The following is a 22,842-nucleotide window of genomic DNA, read 5'->3' on the forward strand; positions in this document are numbered from 1 at the left end:
ATTATGCAGGGAAAATTAGTTTTGATTGACGGACACAGTATTTTAAACCGCGCGTATTTCGGGGTGCCGGATCTGACAAATTCGCAGGGGCTGCACACGAATGCGGTTTACGGATTTTTGAATATTATGTTTAAGATTCTGGACGAGGAGCAGCCGGATTATTTTGCGGTCGCCTTCGACCTCCATGCGCCGACCTTCCGTCATAAGATGTACGACGCTTATAAGGGGACGCGCAAGCCGATGCAGGAGGAGCTGCGGGAGCAGGTCCCGGTGATGAAGGAAATGCTGACGGCGATGGGTGTTCCGCTGATGATGCTGGAGGGCTACGAGGCGGACGATCTGCTTGGAACGGCGGCGAAAAAGGCGGAGGCGGACGGACTGACAGTTTCCATTATCTCCGGAGACCGCGATCTGCTGCAGCTCGCCACCGACCGGACTAAAATCCGGATACCGAAAACAAAAAAAGGAAAGACAGAAATAGAAGATTACAACACGGCGGAGGTTGTGGAGAAATATATGGTTACGCCGCCGCAGATTGTCGATTTAAAGGCGCTGATGGGCGATGCCTCCGACAATATTCCGGGGATTCCCGGCGTCGGGGAGAAGACGGCGGGGAAGATTATTTCCGAGTACGGCTCCATAGAGAACGCCTATGCGCATGTGGAGGAGATAAAGCCGAACAAGGCGAAGGAATCCCTCCGGGAGCACTATGATCTGGCGCAGCTCAGCAAAAAGCTGGCAAAAATCAACACGGAAAGTCCGTTTACCCTGGATATGGAGCAGGCGAAAATGGGAAATCTGTTTACGCAGGAAGCTTTTGAACTCTGCAAAAAGCTGGAATTCCGCAATATCCTGCCGCGTTTTTCCTGTGACGCCCCGTCGGATTCTGTCAGCGACAGCTTTGCCGTGGTGACGGATTTATCGGAAGCGGAAGAGGTGTTTGTGCGCGCGCAGAAGAGCGGCGAGATCGGATTTTCCCTGCTGACGGAGCAGGGAGAGCTGTTCGGGCTTGCGCTTGCGCCGGATGAAGAGCATGTATATTTTATTAAAAAGGAAGGCTTTCTGACGGAAGGGTATCTGACGGAAAAATGCCTGCAGCTCCTGCAGGAGGGGCGGATGGCATATACGATAGATTTAAAGGAGCAGCTTGCTTTTTTGCGGGCAGGCATTTCTGACCGGGCGAAGATTGCGGATGCCGCTATCGGGGCATATCTGCTCAATCCCCTGAAGGGGCAGTATCCGTGCGAGGATATCGCAAAGGATTATGCTTCCCTGATGATAAAGGGCAGGGCGGAGCTGTTTGGCAAGGCACCCCTTGCAAAGGTGATGGAGGAGCAGCCTGAGGAGCTGGCGCAGTACGCCTGCTATCTGGCTTATACGGCGAAAGCGGCAATGCCGGTGATTCTTCAGAAGCTCAGAGAGAATCAGATGCTGGAGCTTTTCCGGGATATGGAAATGCCGCTTGTATATACGCTCTACGATATGCAGGAGGTCGGAATCCGCGTCAACGCGCAGGAGCTGAAAGCATACGGCGAGGAGCTTTATGTGCGGATCGTGGAGCTGGAGCAGGAAATCTACCGCGATGCCGGGGAGGAATTTAATATCAATTCCCCGAAGCAGCTTGGTGTTATTTTATTTGAAAAGCTGAAGCTTCCGGGGGCAAAAAAGACGAAGAGCGGATTTTCCACAGCGGCGGATGTGCTGGAAAAGCTGGCGCCAGATTATGCGATCGTGGCAAAAATCCTCGAATACCGGCAGCTTGCAAAATTAAAATCCACCTATGCGGACGGTCTGGCGGGCTTTATCGCTGCGGATGGCAGAATCCACGGCACCTTCAACCAGACAATCACGGCGACCGGGCGCATCAGCAGCACCGATCCGAATCTGCAGAATATCCCGGTGCGCACAGAGCTTGGAAGGCTGCTGCGCAAGGTATTTATTGCAAAAGAAGGATATGTGCTGATTGACGCGGATTATTCACAGATTGAGCTGCGCGTACTTGCCGCGATGTCGGGCGATGAGACGCTGATTGCGGCATTCCGGGACAATGCGGACATCCACCGGCTGACAGCGTCGCAGGTATTTCATATTCCGTTCGATGAGGTGACGCCGCTGCAGCGCAGAAACGCCAAGGCGGTGAATTTTGGAATCGTATACGGTATCAGCGCTTTCGGTCTGAGCGAGGATCTGCACATCAGCGTAAAGGAAGCAGGCGAATATATTGATAAATATTTCCAGACGTATCCGAAGGTAAAGGATTTTCTGGATAATGCCGTAAAAGAAGCGAAGGAGAAGGGCTATGCGGAGACACTGTTTCACCGCCGCCGCCCGGTTCCGGAGCTGAAATCGGGCAACTTTATGCAGCGCTCCTTTGGCGAGCGCGTGGCAATGAATTCGCCGATTCAGGGAACGGCGGCGGATATCATCAAGATTGCCATGATTCGCGTAAATGAGCGGCTGCGGGCGGAGCAGTTTCAATCGCGGCTGATTCTGCAGATACATGACGAGCTTTTAATAGAAGCGGAACCCTCCGAGGTGGAGGCGGTAAAAGAGCTTCTGGCGCAGGAAATGGTGAACGCCGTGCATCTGTCTGTTGCGATGGAAATAGATATGAAAACGGGGAATAGCTGGTATGAGGCACATTAAGGTTCTTGGCATCACTGGCGGCGTCGGCGCCGGAAAAAGCACGATACTGCAGTATCTTGAGGAACACTATCACGCGGAGGTGCTGCAGCTTGATGCTGCGGCGCATGTGCTGATGGAGCCGCATGGGGAATGCTATGCGCCGGTCATTGACGCTTTCGGCAGGGATATTCTGGCGGCGGACGGCACTATCGACCGCGGGAAGCTTTACCGGAAGGCATTTGACGGGGGGCAGGTAGCGAAGCTGAACAGCATCGTGCATCCGCGTGTAAAGGAGTATGTGAAGAACTGGATAGCCGGACGGCGCGCACAGGGCAGGGCGCCGTTTCTGGTGCTGGAGGCGGCGCTTCTTCTGGAGGAGCGTTACGACCTTATCTGCGATGAAATCTGGTTTATTTTTGTGAATGATGAGGTGCGCGCGCAGCGGCTGGCAGCTTCGCGCGGCTATACGGCGGAAAAGACCGCACAGATATTGAAAAATCAGAAGTCAGAAGAGCAGTTTCGCGTGGCCTGCCAGTTTACGGTCGATAACAGCAGCAATCTTCTGGAGGATACCTATAAACAGATAGATAAAGGACTGAAAGAGCATGAATTTGTGTAGCATAGCAAGCGGAAGCAGCGGAAACTGCATTTTTGTCGGGACAGAGCAGACCAGCCTGCTGGTGGATATCGGAATCAGCGCCAGACAGGCGGAAAACGGCTTACATACCATAGACCGGACGCTGCCGGACATCGATGGGATTCTGATTACCCATGAGCATTCCGACCATATCCGCGGTATCGGTGTGGCGGCGCGCAAAGCCGGAATGCCGATTTACGGGACGAGGGGAACGCTGGAGGCGGTAAAGCGCTGTTCCTCACTTGGGAAAATTGACGAAAGTCTTTACCGGGAAATCCGTCCGGACGAGGTATTTCAGATCGGTGATATGGAGATCCTGCCGTTTTCCACCTCGCATGACGCGGCGGAGCCGGTGGCGTACCGCGTAAATTCCGGCGGGAAATCGGCGGCGGTTGTCACAGACCTTGGCGTATATAACGATTATATTGTCGAACACTTGCAGGGACTGGACGCGGTGCTGCTGGAGGCGAACCATGATGTGCGTATGCTGCAGGCGGGAGCCTATCCCTATTATTTAAAGCAGCGTATTTTAAGCAGTCACGGTCATCTTTCCAATGAAAATGCCGGACGCCTGCTGTGCAGAATCCTGCACGACAATCTGAAGAACGTTTTCCTCGGACATCTGAGCCAGGAAAACAACTACGAAGCGCTTGCTTATGAGACGGTCTGCACCGAGGTGACGCTGGGGGATAATCCCTACCGTGCAAAGGACTTTAAAATACAGGTCGCGAAGCGTAATATGCCGTCGGAACCGGCATATATATAAGAGATTCAGAAAATTTTTAGTAGCCAGAAAGGAGCATTTAACATGAAAAAGACAATTATTACAGTAGTAGGAAAGGATACCGTGGGAATTATCGCAAAGGTCTGCACCTTCCTTGCGGAAAACAACGTAAACATCCTTGATATATCCCAGACCATCGTGGATGGCTTCTTCAATATGATGATGGTGACCGATGCCTCCGCTTCCACAAAAGAATTCGGGGAGCTCTCCGCAGAGCTGAAGGCGCTCGGAGAAGTCATCGGGGTCGTTATCAACTGCCAGCACGAAGACATCTTCAATAAGATGCATCGCATCTGAGCCATGCACCCGGTTTTGCAGCGGGCACTGCAGGCTTGCCTGCAAAGTGCCAGATGCAAAGGCGGGTATACGGCGAACGCCGCATCGAGAAGAAGCGAAGCGGATTCGAGATGGGCATGGCGGAGTGGTGAGAAGCAAGGGCGAACATGTATACGGCGAACGCCGCACCTGGAAGAAGCGAAGCGGATTCGGGATGGGCATGGCGGAGTGGTGAGGAGCAAGGGCAAACATGTATACGGCGAACGCCACACCTGGAAGAAGCGAAGCGGATTCGGGATGGACATGGCAGTGAAACGCAGAGAAAGGACAGTAACAGTATGATTAATATTTTTGAAGTTAATGAGACGAATAAGATGATTCAGCAGGAGAATCTGGATGTCCGGACAATTACGCTCGGCATCAGTCTTCTGGACTGCGTGGATTCAAATCTGGAGAGGCTGAATCAGAAAATATACGATAAAATCACCTCGCTTGCCCGGAACCTGGTTGCGACGGGGGATGAGATTGAGCGGGAATACGGCATTCCGATTGTCAATAAGAGGATTTCTGTGACACCGGCGGCGCTTGTAGGCGCGGGAGCCTGCAAAACGCCGGAGGACTACGTAACGATTGCAAAAACACTGGACAGAGCGGCAAAGGAGGTCGGCGTGAATTTTATCGGCGGCTATTCCGCGCTGGTGAGCAAGGGCATGACCGGAAGCGATGAGCTGCTTATCCGTTCCATTCCGCAGGCGCTGGCAGAGACAGAGCGCGTGTGTAGCTCGGTAAATGTCGGTTCTACAAAATGCGGTATTGATATGGACGCGGTGCGTCTGCTGGGTGATGTGATTCTGGAAACGGCGGAGCGTACAAAGGAGCAGGATTCTCTGGGCTGCGCAAAGCTGGTGGTATTCTGCAATGCCCCGGACGACAACCCGTTTATGGCGGGCGCTTTTCACGGCGTAACAGAAGGGGATGCCGTGATTAATGTGGGCGTCAGCGGACCGGGCGTAGTTAAGCGCGCGCTGGAGAAGGTGCGCGGAAAGAATTTTGAGGAGCTCTGCGAGACGATTAAAAAGACGGCGTTTAAGGTAACGCGCGTGGGTCAGCTTGTCGCGCAGGAGGCTTCCAGAAGAATGAATATTCCTTTTGGAATTATTGATTTGTCACTGGCGCCGACCCCGGCGATTGGAGACAGCGTGGCGGATATTCTCTGTGAAATCGGTCTGGAATATGCGGGCGCTCCGGGAACGACGGCGGCGCTTGCGCTTCTGAATGACCAGGTGAAAAAGGGCGGCGTGATGGCGTCCTCCTATGTGGGCGGATTGAGCGGTGCATTTATTCCGGTGAGTGAGGACCAGGGAATGATTGATGCAGTGACAGCCGGTGCGCTGACGCTGGAAAAGCTGGAGGCGATGACCTGCGTCTGCTCGGTTGGGCTGGATATGATCGCGGTTCCGGGAGACACGCCGGCGACGACGCTCTCCGGCATTATTGCGGATGAAATGGCAATCGGTATGGTGAACCAGAAGACGACGGCGGTCCGTCTGATTCCGGTAATCGGCAAGGGCGTAGGAGAGACAGTGGAATTTGGCGGACTTCTCGGACATGCACCGATTATGCCGGTAAACCGGTTCTCCTGTGAAAAGTTTGTAAACCGCGGCGGAAGGATTCCGGCCCCGATTCACAGCTTCAAAAATTAAAATATAGAAACGCTTCTGCTGTTTAAGGGGAAATCTGTCCGGCATATATCCGGCAGCAGACACGTTGCTTTTTTGATTTTGCTGCGCCGCTTATCGGACAGCCCTCTCCGCTAACTCGCCTGCTGCGCAGGCTCAGACATGCTGCGAGGGCTGTCGCTATGCTCGCAAAATCTGCAAAAGCTGCCTATTGTCTGCTGCCGGATATATGCCGTCAGATTTCTCTGCAGACAGCGGAAGCTTACGCTGATTGTTACGTGTTTTTAGCACTTCTGTAATTGCCGCCGGTATTTGAACGCCAGAGCGTTGCCCGGCTTTTTATATCGGTTTGCCCGTTCGATATCCGGAAGATGGCACATGCAGGCGCGGCTTATTCATGGTTGTCATCCGGGATTTTCATGATAAAAATCTGCCGCGTATATTCGCTCATGGCCGGGCAGCCGAATTTTGCGGTGCAGGCGGCTCCATAGATTTCACAGGAGCGGATATCCAGAGCGAGCATCTGCCGGGCGCGCTCTGCGGAAGTGCCGGAATCGTGATAAAACCGGGAGATTACTTTATCGGCGTCAGCGAGTTTTGAGAGAAGCGGAATTTGTCCGCTTTTTTTTATTTGTTCGAATAGTGCGCCGGAAGAGCGGCGAAGTCCGAGGATACGTGCGTAGTAAACAGGGAAGCGCTCAGGTTCAGTGCTCTCTGGCTGCGGCAGTCCAAGCAGAATATGCAGGAGCGCGCGGCGCACCAGGGCTTCTGTGAAGTTGCGTGTTTTGATCAGCTGCACAAAAGAGGAAAAGCTGGTAAACGCATGGCGCATCTGGAAAATCCGGCGGGCAGCCGCCTCCGGAACATCGAAGCAGGCGGCATATGACTGCCAGCTTTCTGCTGTCAGAAGACGGTAGTGCAGCATGGCGGAGAAATCGTCCGGGAAAACCGGAAAGGTGCGCTGCCAGCTATCGGATAAGATGTTGCAGACCTCCGCCGGGACGGAAGCTGCAAGCTGCCGTGGAAAATCTCCGGAAGATGCAGCGCAGGAAGCGGGCGCATCTTTTTGCTGTATTTCCGAGAATAATCTGCGCAGCGCTGTGGCGGAGCAGAGTTCTCCGACAGCTGTATCATGATAGCCGCCGCCCACGCGCTGGATGGTCACGGGTTTTATGGAGCTGCCGGACATTATCAGCGCCTTCAGATATTCGATGGCAAGGATATTGTTGGGTTGCGACAGGATGGACGTAAGCTCACGGAGCAAATCGGATGAGCCCCCTAAAGCTGCATGGCGGTCAGTAAAATGGCAGCCGGATGGGTCATCCGGAATCACATTACTGACAGGAATAGAAGGCTCCTGTGCCAGGTACCACGCGAGCGCCTCCTGCCGCGCAGCGGGAAAGGAAAGCCCCTGCCGCAGCAGCTTCTGCAGCTTTTGCCGGAAAGCATCCGGTTCTGCGGAAAGTATTCGGGCAGCCGCCTGAAGAATAGCAAGATTTCCGCATTCACTTCCAAAGCAGAGATAATCCACGCAGTGAAGCGCGTTCAGCAGCGCGACAGCGCCGCCGGCGAAATATTCGGCGCTTCCGGATGCGTAACAGACGGGCAGCTCCAGTACCAGGTCCGCCCCGCAGCGGACTGCCATTTCTGCCCGCGCAGACTTCTCAATCACCGCGGGTTCTCCGCGCTGTACAAAATCCCCGCTCATTAAAACAAGCAGGAAGTCGGCACCTGTCAGACGCCTGGCTTCCCGGATATGATACGCATGTCCATTGTGAAACGGATTATATTCCGCAATCAGAGCGGTTACTGTCATTGCAGGCTCCTTTCTGCCGCTGGATAGCAGCGATGCATATATTTTTCTGTTTCGCATTATACATCAGCAGGTTTTAAATGTAAAGGAGCATCTATACAGTTGCTATAGGGCAAAGTCTTTTGATATCAACATTCTGGTATATGTTGCTGGCAAATAAGGAAATACTAATAACAAAGAATGGGTAATTCCTTACTGGCTGTAAAGAATATTAACCATGAAATATATTGTAGCAGAAAGGAAGAGAAATATGGAACACTATATATCGGACGAAATGTTGCAGCAATTTGAAAAGATGATGCGAAATGATGAGAAAAGCGATGCCACGGTTAGGAAATATATGCATGATCTGAAGGCTTTTCAGCAATATGCGGAAAAAAAACAACCTGTTACAAAGCAGGTAGTAATTGTATATAAACAATATCTGATGGAACACTATGCGGTGTCAAGTGTTAATTCCATACTGGCAGCATTAAATGGCTTTTTTAAGGAATATGGATGGTATGACTGCATGACAAGGTCCTTGAGGGTACAAAGAAATTCTTTTCGGAGAAGCGATAAAGAGCTTACCAAAGAAGGGTATTATCGTCTGGTAAAAATGGCAGAAAAAAGAGGAAATACCAGGCTGTCACTGATTATGCAGACTATTTGCTCTACAGGAATCCGGGTGAGCGAGCTGGAATTTATTACGGTAGAAGCTCTATACTCCGGAAGAGCAATCGTTTCTCTGAAAGGGAAAACCAGAGCCGTCCTGCTGCCTGCGGAACTGTGCAGGAAGCTTTTGAAATATGTAAGAGCACACAATATCGTAAATGGCTGTGTTTTTGTGAGCAGAAATGGGAATCCACTGGACCGCAGTAATATTTTTCACGACATGAAAGCGCTGTGTGAAACGGCGGGGGTAAGTCCCCAAAAAGTGTTTCCGCATAATCTGCGTCATCTGTTTGCTGTCACATATTATGAGGAAGAAAAAGATATCGCACATCTTGCGGATATCCTGGGTCACTCCAGCATTGATACCACACGGATATATACATTAGTAAATGGGAAAGAACAGGAAAAGCAGATTGATCGCCTGCAATTGGTAATATGAAACACAAAACAACCACATAATACGAATTATGTGGTGCTAATATAGCAATTTTTTACATAACATTTCAAAATCCGAGCTTACTATAGCATAAAAGCACGTTATTTGCAAGTCTTAAATAATAATGTATCCTGTTATTCACTGTTATTTCATGAGATTTTGAACATCGAATATATCAAAACAACCACATAATTCGTATTATGTGGTTGTTTCGCAATATTCTGGAGATGACGGTTTGGAAAAAGAAAATGATCGAGGTTATTGATATTCATTCGCATATTATTCCAGGAGTAGATGATGGATCAAAAGATATGAACATGACGAGAGACATGCTCCGTCTGGCATGGAAAGAAGGAATTCGTGTAATTGTAGCCACACCTCACTATAAATGTGACGGTATGTGCAAAAAGTCGTTTGAATTCCGTGAATATTATGAGAAGGTTTGTCAAGAAGCACGGAAAATTCATCCGGATTTTGCAGTCTTTCTGGGAAACGAGCTGATGGACAGTCATAGCCTTTGTGAAGAACTGGAGGCAGGAAAGGCACTGACAATGGCTGGATTAAATTATGTCCTGTTGGAATTTGCTCCTTCGGTAGACGCCTGTACAATGAAACATTCGCTTCAGCGTATGCAGATGCATGGGTACTGGCCGGTGATCGCCCATGCCGAACGCTATGAGTGCATGCGAAGCAGTCTGGAGTTGACAGAAACGCTGGTAGCAATGGGATGTTATATACAGGTGAATGCTGGAAGTATTATGGGAAAAAATGGGTTCAGAGTAAAAGGATATGTGAAGAAAATCCTAAGCAGAGAGCTTGTGCATTTTCTGGGAACGGATGCACATGACATGGAAAAAAGAAAACCGGAAATACAGAGAAGCGCTGCATGTATTTCGGACAGATATGGGGCAGAGTATACAGCGCGTATAGTATGGGAAAATCCGTGTCAGCTTCTGGCACGGAAAAAAATATAAGTATGGAGAGATACGAATGGAAGAGAATACAAGCTATACAAATGAGATTGAATTTGATTTAAAAGCAATATTCACTGCAGTAAGAGACAGGATTTTTCTGCTTATTCTGGTTGCCGCTGCCGGAATGATCATTACTTATCTTTGTTCAAGGGTTTTTATTACGCCAACTTATGACTCTACAACTAAAATCTATGTTCTGAACAGGCAGAACTCAGATGCTGCAGCTATTACATACAGTGATTTGCAGAGCGCGACACAGCTCACAAAGGATTATATGGAGCTTGTAACTACACGTCCTGTACTGGAAGCGGTAATATCTGCTCTTGAACTGGAAAATATTTCTTATGAAGAGCTGGCGGATAAAATCAGTGTTTCAACAGCAACAGATGGTCGTATTATTTCCATACGGGCTACAGATGAAAATCCGCAGGAGGCGAAAGCGATTGCAGATGAGGTACGGAATGCGGTATCGGCGCAGATTATTAAAGTAATGGATGTGGAAGCGGTAAATGTGGTGGAGGAGGCAAATCTTCCGGAGAAAAAGGCGCGGCCGGCAAATATAAAAAATGCTGTGATTGGTGGTACTGTCGCATTGCTGGTAGCGCTTGTGATAATTCTTATACAGACGGTAATGGATGATCGTATTAAAAATGCGGATGATGTGCAGAATTATCTGGGAGTCAGCGTATTGGGGACCATTCCTATGGATGAAAAAAAACAGCGCAGGAAACAGGTAAAGAAGAAAAAAGCGAAAAAGAAATTCTGAAAGGAGATGCCAGATGGCTAATATAAATATCGATACAATGACAAAGCTTTCTTTTCGCGTAAGCGAGGCATATAAGTCGCTGCGAACAAATATTACATTTTGTGGAAAAGATTGCCGGGTAATTGCGATAACCAGTTGTACTCCGAACGAGGGGAAAAGTAATGTTTCATTGAATCTGGCAGCATCACTTGCAGAAACCGGAAAAAAGGTTCTGTTTATTGATGCGGATCTTCGGAAATCGGTACTGATTGGACGCCTTGGCGTTACTGAAAAAATTGTCGGTCTGACTAATTATATTACCGGGCAATGTGAATTTAAAGAAATTGTATGTACAACCAATTACCCTTCATTACATATTATTTTTCCCGGTCCGGAACCGCCAAATCCGGCAGAACTACTCGGAAGTGAAGCTTTTTCAGACATGCTGGGTCATATGCGGGAGAACTATGATTATGTGATTATTGATACGCCTCCGCTGGGAAATGTGATTGATAGCGCGGTAATCGCAAAGGAGTGCGACGGGGCAGCGATTGTTATCGCTGCAGATGCTGTCAGCTATAAATTTGTCAGAAAAGTAAAGGAACAGATTGAGCGTTCCCAATGTCGGCTCCTTGGAGTGATCTTGAATAAAGTCAGCCTAAATGAAAAGGGATATTACGGAAAATATTATGGAAATTATTACGGAAAAGATTAAGGAGAAACAGAAGGAATGAGAAAATGGTTGTGGACAGTATTCTTGCTTTTTATTTGTATAGCAGGGATAGCGGCTTCTCTTTATCTGTATAAACAAGACGACCGGCAGGGACCTGTTATTACAGTAGAATCAGAAAATGTTACATATTATGCAGGTGGCGATACGTCGGTTTTATTGAAGGGAGTAACGGCGATGGATGAGACAGACGGAGATCTGACCGAAAATATTATGATAGAAGCAATCTATCCGTCAGCGGATGGGACGTCTGCGGAGATTATTTATGCAGTAATGGATAAAAGCAATAATGTGACAAAAGCAAAAAGAAATGTGAAATATGTGGATGAGAGCCAACAGACTCAAGGCGAAACAGATGCGGGTGGACAGATTAAAGAAACGGAACCGCAGATAACGGAGACGCAGGAGGCATCGGAGAAAGCGGAAGCTGTCGGGCGGGAAAGTGAGCTGAAAGAAGCAAAGCTGGCAATTATTAACGGCAGTAATGTGGCGGGAGTAGCGGCTATGTTACAGGAAAGGTTCCGTGAGGAAGGGTTTCAGAATATTTCAATCGGAAGCTATCAGGGGCAGATAGAAGAGACTGTTATTTATACGGAAAATGTGGAATTAGGGGAATTGCTGAAGGAGTATTTTCCAGAAGCGAATATCGAAAATGAAATGGTATCTTCCGGTATCGACATTTCGGTAACGCTTATGGATGCCTGCATTATAGTCGGGCAGACGGATGCAGAAAAACTGTAACTGGTAAAGGAGAGCGCAGGAAGTGTATCGAAAGAAACCAAATGGATGGCTGCGTTTCTGGGATTTTATGCTTATTGATCTTGTATGTATTCAGCTCTCTTTGCTGATAACCTGCAGCTTTTACACGGAGCTTTCCGGAGGCTGGCAGAATATACTTTATCTGAGGATTGCGGTTGTTGCAGGAATGGTACATTTTTTTGTGGTTTTTATGACAAGCAATTATCAGAATGTAATGAGACAAGGTTATTATAAGGAACTTGTAGCTGTTATTCAGCACACAGTCCTGGTAACGGGCAGCACAGTATTGTGCCTTTATCTGATGAAATGTTTGCAGAATTACCGGAGAAGTATTTTTCTGGTAAACGGAATCCTGCAGATACTATTTTGCTATACGGGACATGTCCTGCGAAAAATTAATCTGCAGAAGCGGCGCGGTCTCAACCGCGGCAGCGCTTCTGTTCTTCTGATATCCAGGAATGAATCAGCGGATGAATTTGTGAAGCTGGTGCTGAAAAATAATCTGAAAGAAGATATTTATATTTGCGGAATTGCCATACTGGATGCGAGCCGGATTGGCGGGAGAATAGAGAACATTCCGATTGTTGCAGACCGGGAGAGCACAACAGGTTATCTGCAAAATCATTGGGTAGACGAAGTGTTCTTTAATAAGGATGTACTGCTAAATGAAAAAAAGGCTGTGGATAATATATTTGACGTCTGCATGGAAATGGGGCTGACCGTACATACCCAGCTTGTGACAGAGAATGTGATGGCGGATTACATAGTAGAACGCTTTGCGGGAGACATTGTGCTGACCTACGGTTTGAAACTTGTCAGCACGAAACAGCTTTTTCTTAAGAGGTGTATGGATATTGTCGGAGGAATGATAGGCTGTATATTGACCGGTATATTATATTTGATACTTGCGCCGCTGATAAAGCGGAAATCACCGGGACCGGCAATTTTTTCGCAGATTCGCGTGGGAAAAAACGGAAAATATTTCCGCATTTATAAATTTCGAAGTATGTATATGGATGCAGAAGAGCGGAAAAAGGAGTTCTTTGCGCAAAACAAAATGAAAGATGAACGGATGTTTAAAATGACGGATGATCCCCGTGTAATAAAGGGAATCGGGAATTTTATCAGAAAAACTTCTCTGGATGAATTTCCACAGTTCTGGAATGTGCTGAAGGGAGATATGAGTCTGGTAGGGACAAGACCTCCGACAAAAGACGAATGGGAAAAATATGAGCTGCACCATAAGCAGCGTATGTCTATTAAACCAGGAATTACCGGCATGTGGCAGGTAAACGGCAGAAGTGAAATTACTGATTTTGAGGAGGTTGTAAAGCTGGATACTGCTTATATCATGAACTGGAATCTGGGGATGGACATTAAAATACTTTTAAAAACGCTGTATGTTGTGATCAAACGGTGCGGAGCAGAGTAAGACAAAACACCCGAAAGGCGTGCATTCACCTGCGGAAGGAGCAAAGAACATAAAATGGAACATGTCAGTCTGGAATTGAGCGGTAAAACAATTCTTGTTACCGGGGCGGCAGGCTTTATTGGTTTTAGCCTGATCCGGCGGCTGTGTGACAGCGCAGCAGATATCCGGGTGATTGGGATTGATAATATGAACAGTTATTATGACGTTTCACTGAAAGAGGCCAGGTTGAGAAAGCTGAAAGAACAGAAAGCTTTCCGGTTTTTGCGGGGGGATATTGCAGACAAATCATTTGTAGAAAAGATTTTTTCCGAATATCACCCGCAGATTGTAGTAAATCTGGCTGCGCAGGCAGGGGTGCGCTATTCTATTGAGAATCCGGAGGCATATATTTCCTCAAATATAGTGGGGTTCTATAACATCCTGGAAGGTTGTCGGCACTCGTATCATTCGGGTGGCGTGGAACATCTGGTTTACGCATCCAGTTCATCGGTTTATGGGGCGAATCAGAAAATACCTTATGCCACGGATGATAATACGGATTATCCGGTTTCGCTTTACGCAGCAACAAAAAAATCAGATGAGCTGCTTGCGCACGCATACGCAAAGCTATATGATATACCGTCTACCGGTTTGCGCTTTTTTACGGTATATGGTCCCTGGGGAAGACCTGATATGGCATATTTCAGTTTTACGGAAAAGCTGCGCAGCGGTCAGAAGATACCGATTTTCAATCATGGGCACTGTATGCGGGATTTCACTTATATTGATGATATTGTAGAGGGGATTGTGCGGGTCGTACAGAAAGCGCCCTCCCGGAAAAAAGGAAAAGACGGGCTGCCTGTTCCGCCATGTGACCTCTATAATCTGGGAAATGGACATCCGGAAAATCTGCTTGATTTTGCGGATACGCTTCAGCAGGAGCTGATTCGCGCGGGTGTGCTGCCGGCTGTTGATAATTTTGAAAAATGCAGGGAATTTAAGGCGATGCAGCCAGGGGATGTTGCAGTTACCTATGCGGATACCGTGCCATTTGAGAGAACATTTGGATTTAAACCATCGACCTCCCTGCGCGACGGGTTGCGGAAATTTGCAGAGTGGTATGGGGATTTCTATGGAAGGATCAGTTAAAATTATCGTAGCAACGCATAAAAAATACTGGATGCCAGACGATGCGATGTATCTTCCGGTATTTGTTGGTGCAGAAGGAAAAAAAGAGATGCTGTCCGCTTCCGAAGAATTTTCCGGATACGCAATGGATAATGACGGAGAGAATATTTCAGAGTTAAATGCTGGTTTCTGTGAACTGACAGGTCTGTATTGGGCATGGAAAAATCTGAATACGGATTACATTGGACTGGTGCATTACAGACGCCATTTTTGTATGCGAAGATCAAAAAATACGTTTGATTGTGTTCTGAAATATGAAGATATCAGGAAACTGCCTGGTGAAATTCAGATAGTTGTTCCGAAAAAACGTCATTATTACATAGAAACATTGTACAGCCATTATAAACATACGCACTATGCGGCTCACTTAGAGGAAACCCGTAAGATTATCTGTGAAAAGTACCCGGAATATTTTCGAAGCTATGAGAGGGTTCTGCGGCAGTCGTCCGGACATATGTTCAATATGATGATTATGAAACGAGGACTTCTGGATATATATTGTACATGGCTTTTTCCCATACTGTTTGAACTGAAGAGACGGGTGCATATGCCGGAGCATTCAGAGTTTCAGGGACGGTTTTACGGAAGAGTAAGTGAAATATTATTTAATGTGTGGCTGGATTATCAAATAAAAGAAGGAATTGTTAAAAAATCAGATATTAAAGAACTTTCATGGATTTTTATGGAAAAAACAAATTATCGGAAGAAGGTATGTTCCTTTTTGAAGGCGAAATTTTTTGGGAAAAAGTATGAGCACAGCTTTTAGCCCGTGACATGGAGGGAAAACTATGAAAAAGGTATGCTTTATCTGCAGCGCGGGTGGGCATCTGGAACAGATCCGGCAGCTGCAGCCTATTGCAAACACTTATGACTGCTTTTATGTGACGGTGAAAACAAAGGCTACAGAGCATATAAAAGAAAGAAAATATTTTTCAGATGACTTGAATCGTAAATCAAAATTCGCTGGAATTATCAGCATATGCCGTATGTTCTTTCAGCAGATGAAGATTTTCCTTCTGGAAAAGCCGGATGCGATTATTACAACAGGAGCTGCCGTTGCAATTCCGATGTGCATAATCGGTCATTTCTTTAAAAAGAAAGTAATTTATATCGAAAGTTATGCGCGTATGAACAGTGTAAACCGGTCCGGAAAAGTAATTTACAGAGTTGCGGATTTGTTTATTGTTCAGTGGCAGGAATTGCTGCGGTATTATCCGAAAGCAGTTTACGGGGGGTGTATTTATTGATTCTGGTAACAGCAGGCGGTGTCCGGGAATTTCGGTTTGACAGGCTTTTTCGGATTATAGATGAATTGTGCGGGGAAGGAATCCTGCGGGGCGAAGAAATTATTGCGCAGCGCGGATATAGTACGTATCAACCGAAAAACTACAAAACGTTTGATTTTATTGAAGCCGATGAATTCAAAAGACTGGTCAGCGGCGCCGCCTTTATCATCTCTCATGCGGGCACGGGAACCGTTGTTCCGGCTGTGAAGGCCGGGAAGAAGATTATTTTATTTCCGAGATTAAAGGAATATCATGAACATCTGGACAATCATCAGCTTGAAATTTGCAGTCTTTTTTTAAAAAAACGTTATGCACTGGTGGCAAGAAATAAGAGAGAACTGACGGATTGCATATCTAAAATTGGGAGCTTTACGCCCGAAGCGTTTGTTTCAGATAACAGCAGAATAGTTCGACTGATCATGTCATGTATTGAGGAAAACAGGGAAGTGTAAAATGAAAATACTTATGATTGGAAATTCTCCGAAAGTACATGGCGGAATATCGGCTGTGATAAGGCAGATAAGGGAATATGACTGGAAATCTGAGGGGATACGTATGGTGTTTATTCCAACATTTCGGGGCGGGTGCAATACTCAGAAGCTGCTATATTTTGTATGGGCATATTGCAGAATTGTCTGGACGATGGTTGTTTTTAAACCAGATATTGTGTATATGCATATGTCGCATCACGGAAGCTTCGATAGAAAAAATGCAGTTCACAGGCTGTGCAGAATGTTTCGGATACCGGACATTATACACCTGCACGGTTCGGAATTTGTTAGATGGTATGGCGAATGTTCTGCAAAAAAAGCTGAAAAAATAAGAAAACTGTTGCGGGAGTGTGGCTGCATGATAGTTCTCGGACAGGAATACAACAGACAGATTCATGAGATAGAACAAGCCAGTAGAACGGTTATTCTGAATAATGCAGTTATTGTTCCGCAAATACATACAGAATGGAAAGAATGTCTGCAGGTCTTATTTCTTGGGGTATTGATTAAGAGAAAAGGCGTTTCTGATTTGCTGGATGCAATTCGGCTTCTGAAGGAGAGAGGAAAGCTGAAATCGGTACATTTTGTGATTGCGGGAAGCGGACCGGAAGAAGAAGCGCTGAAAAAACAGGCGGAGGACACCAGTATTACAGATGCGGTTTCCTTCGTCGGCTGGATAGAAGGAGAAAAAAAGATGAGATTGCTGGCAAAAAGTCACATACTGGTTCTGCCTTCTTACAATGAGGGGCTGCCGGTAGCAATATTGGAAGCCATGAGCTATGGTATGCCGGTGGTGGCTTCGGCAGTAGGAGATGTACCGGAAGCGGTGATACATGGATATAACGGATATCTGATAAAGCCCGGAGATACCGGAGAGCTGGCAAATGACCTGGAGAAAATGATGGATAGAGAACACTTCCTGAAATTGTCAGAAAATGCAAGACAACTGGTAATTGATAAATTTTCTGATAAACAGTATTTTCATACGCTGACAGAACTTTTTTTTCGTACAGAAAAAAGAAAGAGATTATAGGATGAAAGAGATTATATTTATAACACCGGATCTGGCGAACGGCGGGGCAGAACGAGTTACGGCAATTCTCGCGGAGGAATTGGCGCGTCAGAGCATTCGTGTCTATTTAGGTTTTATGAAGGATTCTAAAAAAGCGTATGATGTTTCAGAGCGGGTACAGATTTTGTATTTTTTTTCGGAAAGTAAAGTAAAACCGGTGCAGATAGCAAAGAAGATTATCCGGCTACGCAGATTCCTGAAGCAGCACCAGGAAGCGTCAGTTGTTGCAATGCTGCCATTTGAAACCTTGTATACGCATATTGCATGTATAGGGCTGCCGAACAGAACGGTATTTTCTTTGCGGAATGATCCGAAAAATATGAAAGGCATATCCGGCGGCATTATCAGAAACATAATATACGTAAAAGCAGACAGGATTGTGTTTCAGACGGAGACTGCAAAAGCCTTTTTTTCAAAAAGAATTCAGGAGCATAGCTGTGTGATACCAAATCCGGTCAGCAAAGGGCTGCCTGCTCCGTACACGGGAGAAAGGAAGAAAGAGATTGTTTCAGTAGGCAGGCTGGAGCCTCAGAAGAATCATACGCTTCTTCTGGAAGCATTTGCAGATATTCACCGCAAGCATCCTGACTGGAAGCTGGTCATATATGGACAGGGGTCGCTTCTTAATAATCTAAAAGAATTATGCAGGAAACTGGGTATTTTCAATGATGTACAGTTTCGCGGTTTTATTTCCGATATTCCGGAGCATATTGCGCAAAGCGGAATGTTTGTTCTGGCATCAGACTATGAGGGAATTTCCAACGCAATGTTGGAAGCAATGGCGATGGGAATACCCTGCATCTGCACAGACTGCCCGGCGGGCGGAGCTCGGATGATGATAAAAGATCATAAAAATGGAATTTTGGTGCCGGTGGGAGAAAAAAGCTGTCTGGCGAGGGCCATGCTGGAGCTTATCGAAAATCCCTCCCTTGCGGACACTTTATCAGAAGAAGCAGTAAAAATACGTGACACATTGTCGGTCGGGAAGATTGCGGAGAAATGGAGGGAGCTGCTGTGAAATCTGCAGGAAATGCTGTTCTGCGTATCCGGATAAATTCAGATTTTTTATGTGACGCAGCGCTGTTGCTTTATTTCTGTGTACTGTTTGGGCACCAGCAGGAAAATATGACAGATATGCTGCTCAGATATGGGAGTCTGGCTTTTCTGACCGGGACACATTTTTTCCTTTGTCCGTGTTTTAAAAACGCAAAGGGAAATCCAGTCTTCAGAATGGGAAAATTTGAGCTGTGGATGATTATACTATGGCTGTACGGCGCAGCATCCTCATTCTGGAGCATTGATGCATCGAATGCATATGGCGTTCTCTGGAATCTTCTGAAAACAATGCTGGCATGTTTTATGATACGTCCGCGGCTGAACAGTCGAAGGAGAATAGACCGTGTACTTGCATTGCTGTTAGCAGCGCTTGTTTATATGCTATTATTACTGGTTGTCCGGACACCAGCTTCCGCATGGGGAACTGAACGGATCGGAGAGGTAATCGGACAGCATTCGAATGAGATTGGGAGACTGGCTTCGCTGGGAGCGTTGCTTTCCTTTTATTTTATGACCAGGAAAAACAAAATATCTGTTTCTTATGCAATACCATTTATGGCATTTATTATGACCGGATTTATGACCGGGTCTAAAAATGCGATTTTAATTATTATTTTTCAACTTGCAGCGTACTGGATACTGATATCGAAGAGCTGGATAAAAATATTTGAGATTGCGTTTGTTGCAGTGGGATGTGTTTTCATTTATTGGCTAATCATGAATAATCAGATGTTGTATCAGCTTGTCGGCATCAGGGTGGAACGGATGCTTAACCTGTTTATAAGCGGCGAAAACGTGGATGGCAGCACTTCGGAGAGACTGTATTTTATCAGAACTGCATGGCAGTTGTTTAAAGCGCATCCTGTTTTTGGAATCGGAATGAACAATTTTTCTGCATACCTGGCGTCCATTGGCTATTCAAATCCGGTATACAGCCATTGCGGGTTTTTGGAGTTACTGTCAACGCTGGGCATTCCCGGGTTCTGCGTTTATTATAGTATGCATTTCAGGATTGCTGCAGGATTATGCAGACCAGCATTGAAAAGAGATAAAATGGCGGCGGTTCTTCTGGCACTGTGCCTGCGGGTACTGTTGTTTGATGTTTCCACGATCAGTATGTATACCTATAATATGTACATTACGCTAATGATTGCGTATTGTTTTATGCTGAAGAAAGAGGAAAAAAACGGATTGCATGCGGAAACAGCGGCAAAAAAGGAGGGAAAGCGGTGTGGCGACGGTCAGTGTACTGATTCCTGTATATAATATGGAAACATATATCCGCCAGTGCCTGGATTCTGTGCTCGCCCAGACCTATACGGATTTCGAAGTGATTATTTGTGATGACGGTTCTGTTGATTCCGGTGGAATGCTGTGCGATAAGTACGCAGAAAGAGATACCCGGATTACCGTATTTCATAAACAGAATGAGGGGATATTGAAAACGCGCAGATTTCTGCTGGAGCGCGCGAAGGGAACCTTTGTATTATGGGTGGATGCGGATGACTGGATAGAGGAGGATTTATTAAAAAAGACAGTAGAATGCGCTTGGAACACTGGCAGCGATGTTGTGATGTTCGGATATTGTAAGGTGACGGACGCCGGAGAAAAAATAAAATACGCTACCGATGCTTATCCTAATTACAGCATTTACAGAGGGAAAACGCTGCACAGGATTTACCGTGACTTTGTATCCTCTTCAGAGCTGAATTATTTGTGGCAGAAGCTGATTGCAAGAAAATTGTTTTCTGATGAAGATACAGAGGATCCTTTCGGGCATAAGTATGTCAGCGGAGAGGACAAGCTTTTGCTAATTCCCGTTTTTAGTAAGGCAAAGTGTATTTCCTATATAGCGGAACCTCTTTATTTTTACCGCATGAGCCAGTCCGGTTCCGGAAGAAATTTTAAGCTAAACTATTTTTCAGATTCTATTCAGGTAGGAAAGCGTGTGCTTTGCTTTTTAAAAACGGTTCATGCGGACACTGAAGAAAACCGGGCGAAATACTATACCGGATATCTTTTGAGCATGACAAGAGCGTTGGAATCTGCTGTACATAGTTGCCGGTTTGATACAGCTTTGCTGAAAAAGACCTTTCGCCAGGTTTATGAATCAGAGTTCTATCAGACAGCAAAAAAATATGAATACAGATTTTCCGGAAGCCTTTTAGACCGTATAGTATACGCCTTGTTTCGCCGACAGTATTTTGGCATGTTGATTTATTTACTCAGATTTGAAAAACGTTTGTTGGACATATGTAGAACGGGTGAAAACGTATGAAGAAAGAAATTATGGTGTCCATTTTAACAACAGCGTACAATCATGCTCCTTATATTGCGCAGGCTTTGGATAGCTTTTTGATGCAGAGAGCATCGTTTGCGTTTGAGGTGATTGTCCATGATGACGCATCGTCAGATGGGACGGCGGAGATTATCCGTTTATATGAGGAAAAACACCCGGATATTATCAGAGGAATTTATCAGAAAGAAAATCAGTTTTCAAAAGGAAAAAATCCATATGATTTTATGATGCCGCTTGTGCGGGGAAGATATATTGCGCAGTGCGAGGGCGATGACTTCTGGTGCGATAAAGATAAAATCCAGAAGCAGGTGAACTATATGGAAGCGCATCCGGAATGTTCCTTTTGTTTCTGTAATTCGTACAATGTGGATTTGCAGTCAAATATTTTGAAGAAAGTTTCCCCGGTAGAAAAAAGCAGAGTTCTATCAGACCGGGAAATGATTGCAAAGCCTGAGATTTATCTTGCAACGGCCGGCACCATGTATAGAAGCAGGGATAGCGCAGAGTTCCCGAAGGAACTCATGGCAGGAGAAGCCGGAGATATTCCTCTGCGGAATTTTCTGATGCTGAGGGGAAATGCGTATGGTTTCGCGGACAGGATGGTCTGCTACCGCGTCATGGTTCCCGGATCATGGTCTGACAGATATGCGGAAGAGGCAAGGAATCATCCGGAGAAATTCATAGAAAAAAATTTGCTGTATCTTGCTTATTATAAAAATTTCGATCGGTATACAAACGGAAAGTATCACGAAGAACTGCTTCCGCATATAAACAAACGGCAGTTTGTGGATTACAAGATGCGTTCAGACTGGAGAGCACTGCACGAAGAGCCGTACAGACCTATGTTCCGGGAGCTGCCTGTGAAGCAGAAGGGGATTATTTTTATAAAATATTATTTCCCGTGGATCGTAAAGTTTTATCGGTATATTCGATATGGGAAATCAGGATTGGAGAAGAAATACTAATGGCAGTTTCAGAAAACAACAGATACCCATTAATCAGTGTGATCGTCCCGGTATATATGGTTGAGCCATATCTGGACAGATGTATTACAAGTATTGTACGACAGTCCTTCCGGGATATAGAGGTGATACTGGTGGATGACGGAACTTTGGACAACTGCGGAAAAATGTGTGATGATTGGGCGAAAAAGGACAGAAGGATTCGTGTATTTCATCAGAAGAATTACGGGCTATCGGCGGCAAGAAATACGGGAATCAATCATGCACAGGGAAAATATCTGTGCTTTGTTGATTCCGATGATTACATAGAGACAGATATGCTGGAAAAGCTTTTGGCTGCGCTTCTAGAACAGCAGGCGGATATGGCAGTCTGTAATTTTGTATATGAATATGAAAGAGCAGAACAGATATATAGAAAGAATCCGGAAAGCTATCAGAATGACATAGACCAGACGATTACTGGAAGAGAGATTATGTTGATGGCGGAACAGGGGAAGCACTCTTATTGCGTGGTCGCCTGGAATAAGCTATATAAACGCAGCCTGTTTGAAAAATTGCGCTATCCGGAGGGAAAGATACATGAGGACGAATTCGTATTTCATCATATAATGTCCGCTTGTCAGAGAGTGATATGTCTGCGGTATACCGGTTATCATTATGTTCAGCGCGAAGGAAGTATTATGCATAGAAATGATAGCATGCAGGACGCAGCAGAGGCTTTTCTTGAACGGTGTAGATTTTTTCTGGAAAGGGACGACCGGCAGATGGCGCTTCTAAGTGAAGGAGAAGCACTATCGGCAATAAAACGGATGCAGAAACATACGTGCAGAAGAGAGCGGAGACAGATACAAAAAGAATATTGGCAGATCGTAAAAATACTGTCTGGTAGAAAGGATATTTCTTTTTATACCTTGCTGAAGCGGTTCATCTGGTGTCGGATTTTCTGAAATACAGGGATGGGAATA

The 22,842-nt window shown here is 46.1% G+C and carries 22 protein-coding genes; 21 read left to right on the forward strand and 1 reads right to left on the reverse strand.

Annotation, left to right across the window (positions count from 1 at the left end; all coding sequences use genetic code 11):
* The first annotated feature begins 3 nt into the window (after positions 1–3).
* The 5 genes from polA (at position 4) to NQ534_RS18825 (ending at position 6,025) form a co-directional block, all read left to right on the forward strand.
* Positions 4–2,646, forward strand: a complete 2,643-nt coding sequence (gene polA, locus NQ534_RS18805; protein WP_006861227.1) for a DNA polymerase I — start codon at positions 4–6, stop codon at positions 2,644–2,646.
* Positions 2,633–3,244 carry a dephospho-CoA kinase gene (coaE, locus tag NQ534_RS18810; RefSeq protein WP_006861226.1) on the forward strand — a complete coding sequence of 204 codons (612 nt, stop codon included), beginning with the start codon at positions 2,633–2,635 and terminating at the stop codon, positions 3,242–3,244. The genes polA and coaE overlap by 14 nt, the downstream gene beginning before the upstream one ends.
* The gene (locus NQ534_RS18815; RefSeq protein WP_006861225.1) at positions 3,231–4,028 is read left to right on the forward strand and encodes an MBL fold metallo-hydrolase; all 798 of its coding nucleotides are present in this window, start codon (positions 3,231–3,233) and stop codon (positions 4,026–4,028) included. Before coaE ends, NQ534_RS18815 begins: the two co-directional genes overlap by 14 nt.
* A 42-nt stretch (positions 4,029–4,070) precedes the next feature.
* Positions 4,071–4,343, forward strand: a complete 273-nt coding sequence (locus tag NQ534_RS18820) for an ACT domain-containing protein (protein WP_006861224.1) — start codon at positions 4,071–4,073, stop codon at positions 4,341–4,343.
* Between the two features lie 317 nt (positions 4,344–4,660).
* Positions 4,661–6,025: a PFL family protein gene (locus NQ534_RS18825; protein WP_040782595.1), complete on the forward strand. Its 1,365-nt coding sequence runs from the start codon at positions 4,661–4,663 to the stop codon at positions 6,023–6,025.
* Positions 6,026–6,392: 367 nt separating this feature from the next.
* Here NQ534_RS18825 and NQ534_RS18830 read toward each other — a convergent pair whose 3' ends face one another.
* Positions 6,393–7,817 (reverse strand): tRNA(Met) cytidine acetate ligase, encoded by a 1,425-nt coding sequence (locus tag NQ534_RS18830; protein ID WP_074679791.1) that lies wholly within the window; start codon positions 7,815–7,817, stop codon positions 6,393–6,395.
* Positions 7,818–8,064: 247 nt separating this feature from the next.
* On the opposite strand from NQ534_RS18830, the gene NQ534_RS18835 reads away from it, so the two are divergent.
* From NQ534_RS18835 to NQ534_RS18910, 16 genes are all read left to right on the forward strand, one after another.
* Complete coding sequence (locus NQ534_RS18835) at positions 8,065–8,907, forward strand: tyrosine-type recombinase/integrase (RefSeq protein ID WP_040782593.1); 843 nt, start codon at positions 8,065–8,067, stop codon at positions 8,905–8,907.
* A 308-nt stretch (positions 8,908–9,215) separates the two neighbouring features.
* Positions 9,216–9,878, forward strand: coding sequence for a CpsB/CapC family capsule biosynthesis tyrosine phosphatase (locus NQ534_RS18840; RefSeq protein ID WP_143115685.1), 663 nt, complete (start codon positions 9,216–9,218; stop codon positions 9,876–9,878).
* Positions 9,879–9,894: 16 nt separating this feature from the next.
* Positions 9,895–10,644 carry a YveK family protein gene (locus tag NQ534_RS18845; RefSeq protein WP_006861218.1) on the forward strand — a complete coding sequence of 250 codons (750 nt, stop codon included), beginning with the start codon at positions 9,895–9,897 and terminating at the stop codon, positions 10,642–10,644.
* 13 nt (positions 10,645–10,657) lie between these two features.
* Positions 10,658–11,338, forward strand: a complete 681-nt coding sequence (locus NQ534_RS18850) for a CpsD/CapB family tyrosine-protein kinase (protein ID WP_006861217.1) — start codon at positions 10,658–10,660, stop codon at positions 11,336–11,338.
* 15 nt (positions 11,339–11,353) lie between these two features.
* A complete protein-coding gene (locus NQ534_RS18855; RefSeq protein ID WP_006861216.1) occupies positions 11,354–12,094 on the forward strand; it encodes a LytR C-terminal domain-containing protein in 741 nt (246 codons plus the stop codon).
* A 22-nt stretch (positions 12,095–12,116) separates the two neighbouring features.
* On the forward strand, positions 12,117–13,544 hold the full coding sequence (locus NQ534_RS18860) for a sugar transferase (protein WP_040782508.1): 1,428 nt from the start codon (positions 12,117–12,119) through the stop codon (positions 13,542–13,544).
* Positions 13,545–13,598: 54 nt separating this feature from the next.
* Positions 13,599–14,672 (forward strand): NAD-dependent epimerase/dehydratase family protein, encoded by a 1,074-nt coding sequence (locus NQ534_RS18865; RefSeq protein WP_006861214.1) that lies wholly within the window; start codon positions 13,599–13,601, stop codon positions 14,670–14,672.
* Positions 14,656–15,477 carry a DUF4422 domain-containing protein gene (locus tag NQ534_RS18870; RefSeq protein WP_006861213.1) on the forward strand — a complete coding sequence of 274 codons (822 nt, stop codon included), beginning with the start codon at positions 14,656–14,658 and terminating at the stop codon, positions 15,475–15,477. Before NQ534_RS18865 ends, NQ534_RS18870 begins: the two co-directional genes overlap by 17 nt.
* Before the next feature lie 22 nt (positions 15,478–15,499).
* The gene (gene pssD / locus NQ534_RS18875; RefSeq protein ID WP_006861212.1) at positions 15,500–15,958 is read left to right on the forward strand and encodes a PssD/Cps14F family polysaccharide biosynthesis glycosyltransferase; all 459 of its coding nucleotides are present in this window, start codon (positions 15,500–15,502) and stop codon (positions 15,956–15,958) included.
* Positions 15,946–16,449 (forward strand): PssE/Cps14G family polysaccharide biosynthesis glycosyltransferase, encoded by a 504-nt coding sequence (gene pssE, locus NQ534_RS18880; RefSeq protein ID WP_416388649.1) that lies wholly within the window; start codon positions 15,946–15,948, stop codon positions 16,447–16,449. Before pssD ends, pssE begins: the two co-directional genes overlap by 13 nt.
* 397 nt (positions 16,450–16,846) lie before the next feature.
* Positions 16,847–17,521 (forward strand): glycosyltransferase, encoded by a 675-nt coding sequence (locus tag NQ534_RS18885; protein WP_157200721.1) that lies wholly within the window; start codon positions 16,847–16,849, stop codon positions 17,519–17,521.
* 1 nt (position 17,522) lies between these two features.
* Positions 17,523–18,578, forward strand: coding sequence for a glycosyltransferase (locus NQ534_RS18890; protein ID WP_074679797.1), 1,056 nt, complete (start codon positions 17,523–17,525; stop codon positions 18,576–18,578).
* A gap of 212 nt (positions 18,579–18,790) precedes the next feature.
* Entirely contained in the window at positions 18,791–19,882 is a 1,092-nt protein-coding gene (locus NQ534_RS18895; protein ID WP_157200719.1) for an O-antigen ligase family protein, read from the forward strand.
* Complete coding sequence (locus NQ534_RS18900; RefSeq protein WP_040782504.1) at positions 19,848–20,894, forward strand: glycosyltransferase family 2 protein; 1,047 nt, start codon at positions 19,848–19,850, stop codon at positions 20,892–20,894. The genes NQ534_RS18895 and NQ534_RS18900 overlap by 35 nt, the downstream gene beginning before the upstream one ends.
* Positions 20,891–21,880 carry a glycosyltransferase family 2 protein gene (locus tag NQ534_RS18905; protein ID WP_006861205.1) on the forward strand — a complete coding sequence of 330 codons (990 nt, stop codon included), beginning with the start codon at positions 20,891–20,893 and terminating at the stop codon, positions 21,878–21,880. The genes NQ534_RS18900 and NQ534_RS18905 overlap by 4 nt, the downstream gene beginning before the upstream one ends.
* The gene (locus tag NQ534_RS18910) at positions 21,880–22,824 is read left to right on the forward strand and encodes a glycosyltransferase family 2 protein (protein ID WP_006861204.1); all 945 of its coding nucleotides are present in this window, start codon (positions 21,880–21,882) and stop codon (positions 22,822–22,824) included. Before NQ534_RS18905 ends, NQ534_RS18910 begins: the two co-directional genes overlap by 1 nt.
* Positions 22,825–22,842 lie beyond the last annotated feature (18 nt).

Source organism: Marvinbryantia formatexigens DSM 14469 (assembly GCF_025148285.1).
GTDB classification, from domain to species: Bacteria; Bacillota; Clostridia; order Lachnospirales; family Lachnospiraceae; genus Marvinbryantia; species Marvinbryantia formatexigens.

Coding starts and splice junctions, on each gene's coding strand:
- polA (WP_006861227.1), top strand. CDS start 4: ATGCAGGGAAAATTAGTTTTGATTGACGGACACAGTATTTTAAACCGC.
- coaE (WP_006861226.1), top strand. CDS start 2,633: ATGAGGCACATTAAGGTTCTTGGCATCACTGGCGGCGTCGGCGCCGGA.
- NQ534_RS18815 (WP_006861225.1), top strand. CDS start 3,231: ATGAATTTGTGTAGCATAGCAAGCGGAAGCAGCGGAAACTGCATTTTT.
- NQ534_RS18820 (WP_006861224.1), top strand. CDS start 4,071: ATGAAAAAGACAATTATTACAGTAGTAGGAAAGGATACCGTGGGAATT.
- NQ534_RS18825 (WP_040782595.1), top strand. CDS start 4,661: ATGATTAATATTTTTGAAGTTAATGAGACGAATAAGATGATTCAGCAG.
- NQ534_RS18830 (WP_074679791.1), bottom strand. CDS start 7,817: ATGACAGTAACCGCTCTGATTGCGGAATATAATCCGTTTCACAATGGA.
- NQ534_RS18835 (WP_040782593.1), top strand. CDS start 8,065: ATGGAACACTATATATCGGACGAAATGTTGCAGCAATTTGAAAAGATG.
- NQ534_RS18840 (WP_143115685.1), top strand. CDS start 9,216: ATGAACATGACGAGAGACATGCTCCGTCTGGCATGGAAAGAAGGAATT.
- NQ534_RS18845 (WP_006861218.1), top strand. CDS start 9,895: ATGGAAGAGAATACAAGCTATACAAATGAGATTGAATTTGATTTAAAA.
- NQ534_RS18850 (WP_006861217.1), top strand. CDS start 10,658: ATGGCTAATATAAATATCGATACAATGACAAAGCTTTCTTTTCGCGTA.
- NQ534_RS18855 (WP_006861216.1), top strand. CDS start 11,354: ATGAGAAAATGGTTGTGGACAGTATTCTTGCTTTTTATTTGTATAGCA.
- NQ534_RS18865 (WP_006861214.1), top strand. CDS start 13,599: ATGGAACATGTCAGTCTGGAATTGAGCGGTAAAACAATTCTTGTTACC.
- NQ534_RS18870 (WP_006861213.1), top strand. CDS start 14,656: ATGGAAGGATCAGTTAAAATTATCGTAGCAACGCATAAAAAATACTGG.
- pssD (WP_006861212.1), top strand. CDS start 15,500: ATGAAAAAGGTATGCTTTATCTGCAGCGCGGGTGGGCATCTGGAACAG.
- NQ534_RS18885 (WP_157200721.1), top strand. CDS start 16,847: ATGATAGTTCTCGGACAGGAATACAACAGACAGATTCATGAGATAGAA.
- NQ534_RS18890 (WP_074679797.1), top strand. CDS start 17,523: ATGAAAGAGATTATATTTATAACACCGGATCTGGCGAACGGCGGGGCA.
- NQ534_RS18895 (WP_157200719.1), top strand. CDS start 18,791: ATGGGAAAATTTGAGCTGTGGATGATTATACTATGGCTGTACGGCGCA.
- NQ534_RS18905 (WP_006861205.1), top strand. CDS start 20,891: ATGAAGAAAGAAATTATGGTGTCCATTTTAACAACAGCGTACAATCAT.
- NQ534_RS18910 (WP_006861204.1), top strand. CDS start 21,880: ATGGCAGTTTCAGAAAACAACAGATACCCATTAATCAGTGTGATCGTC.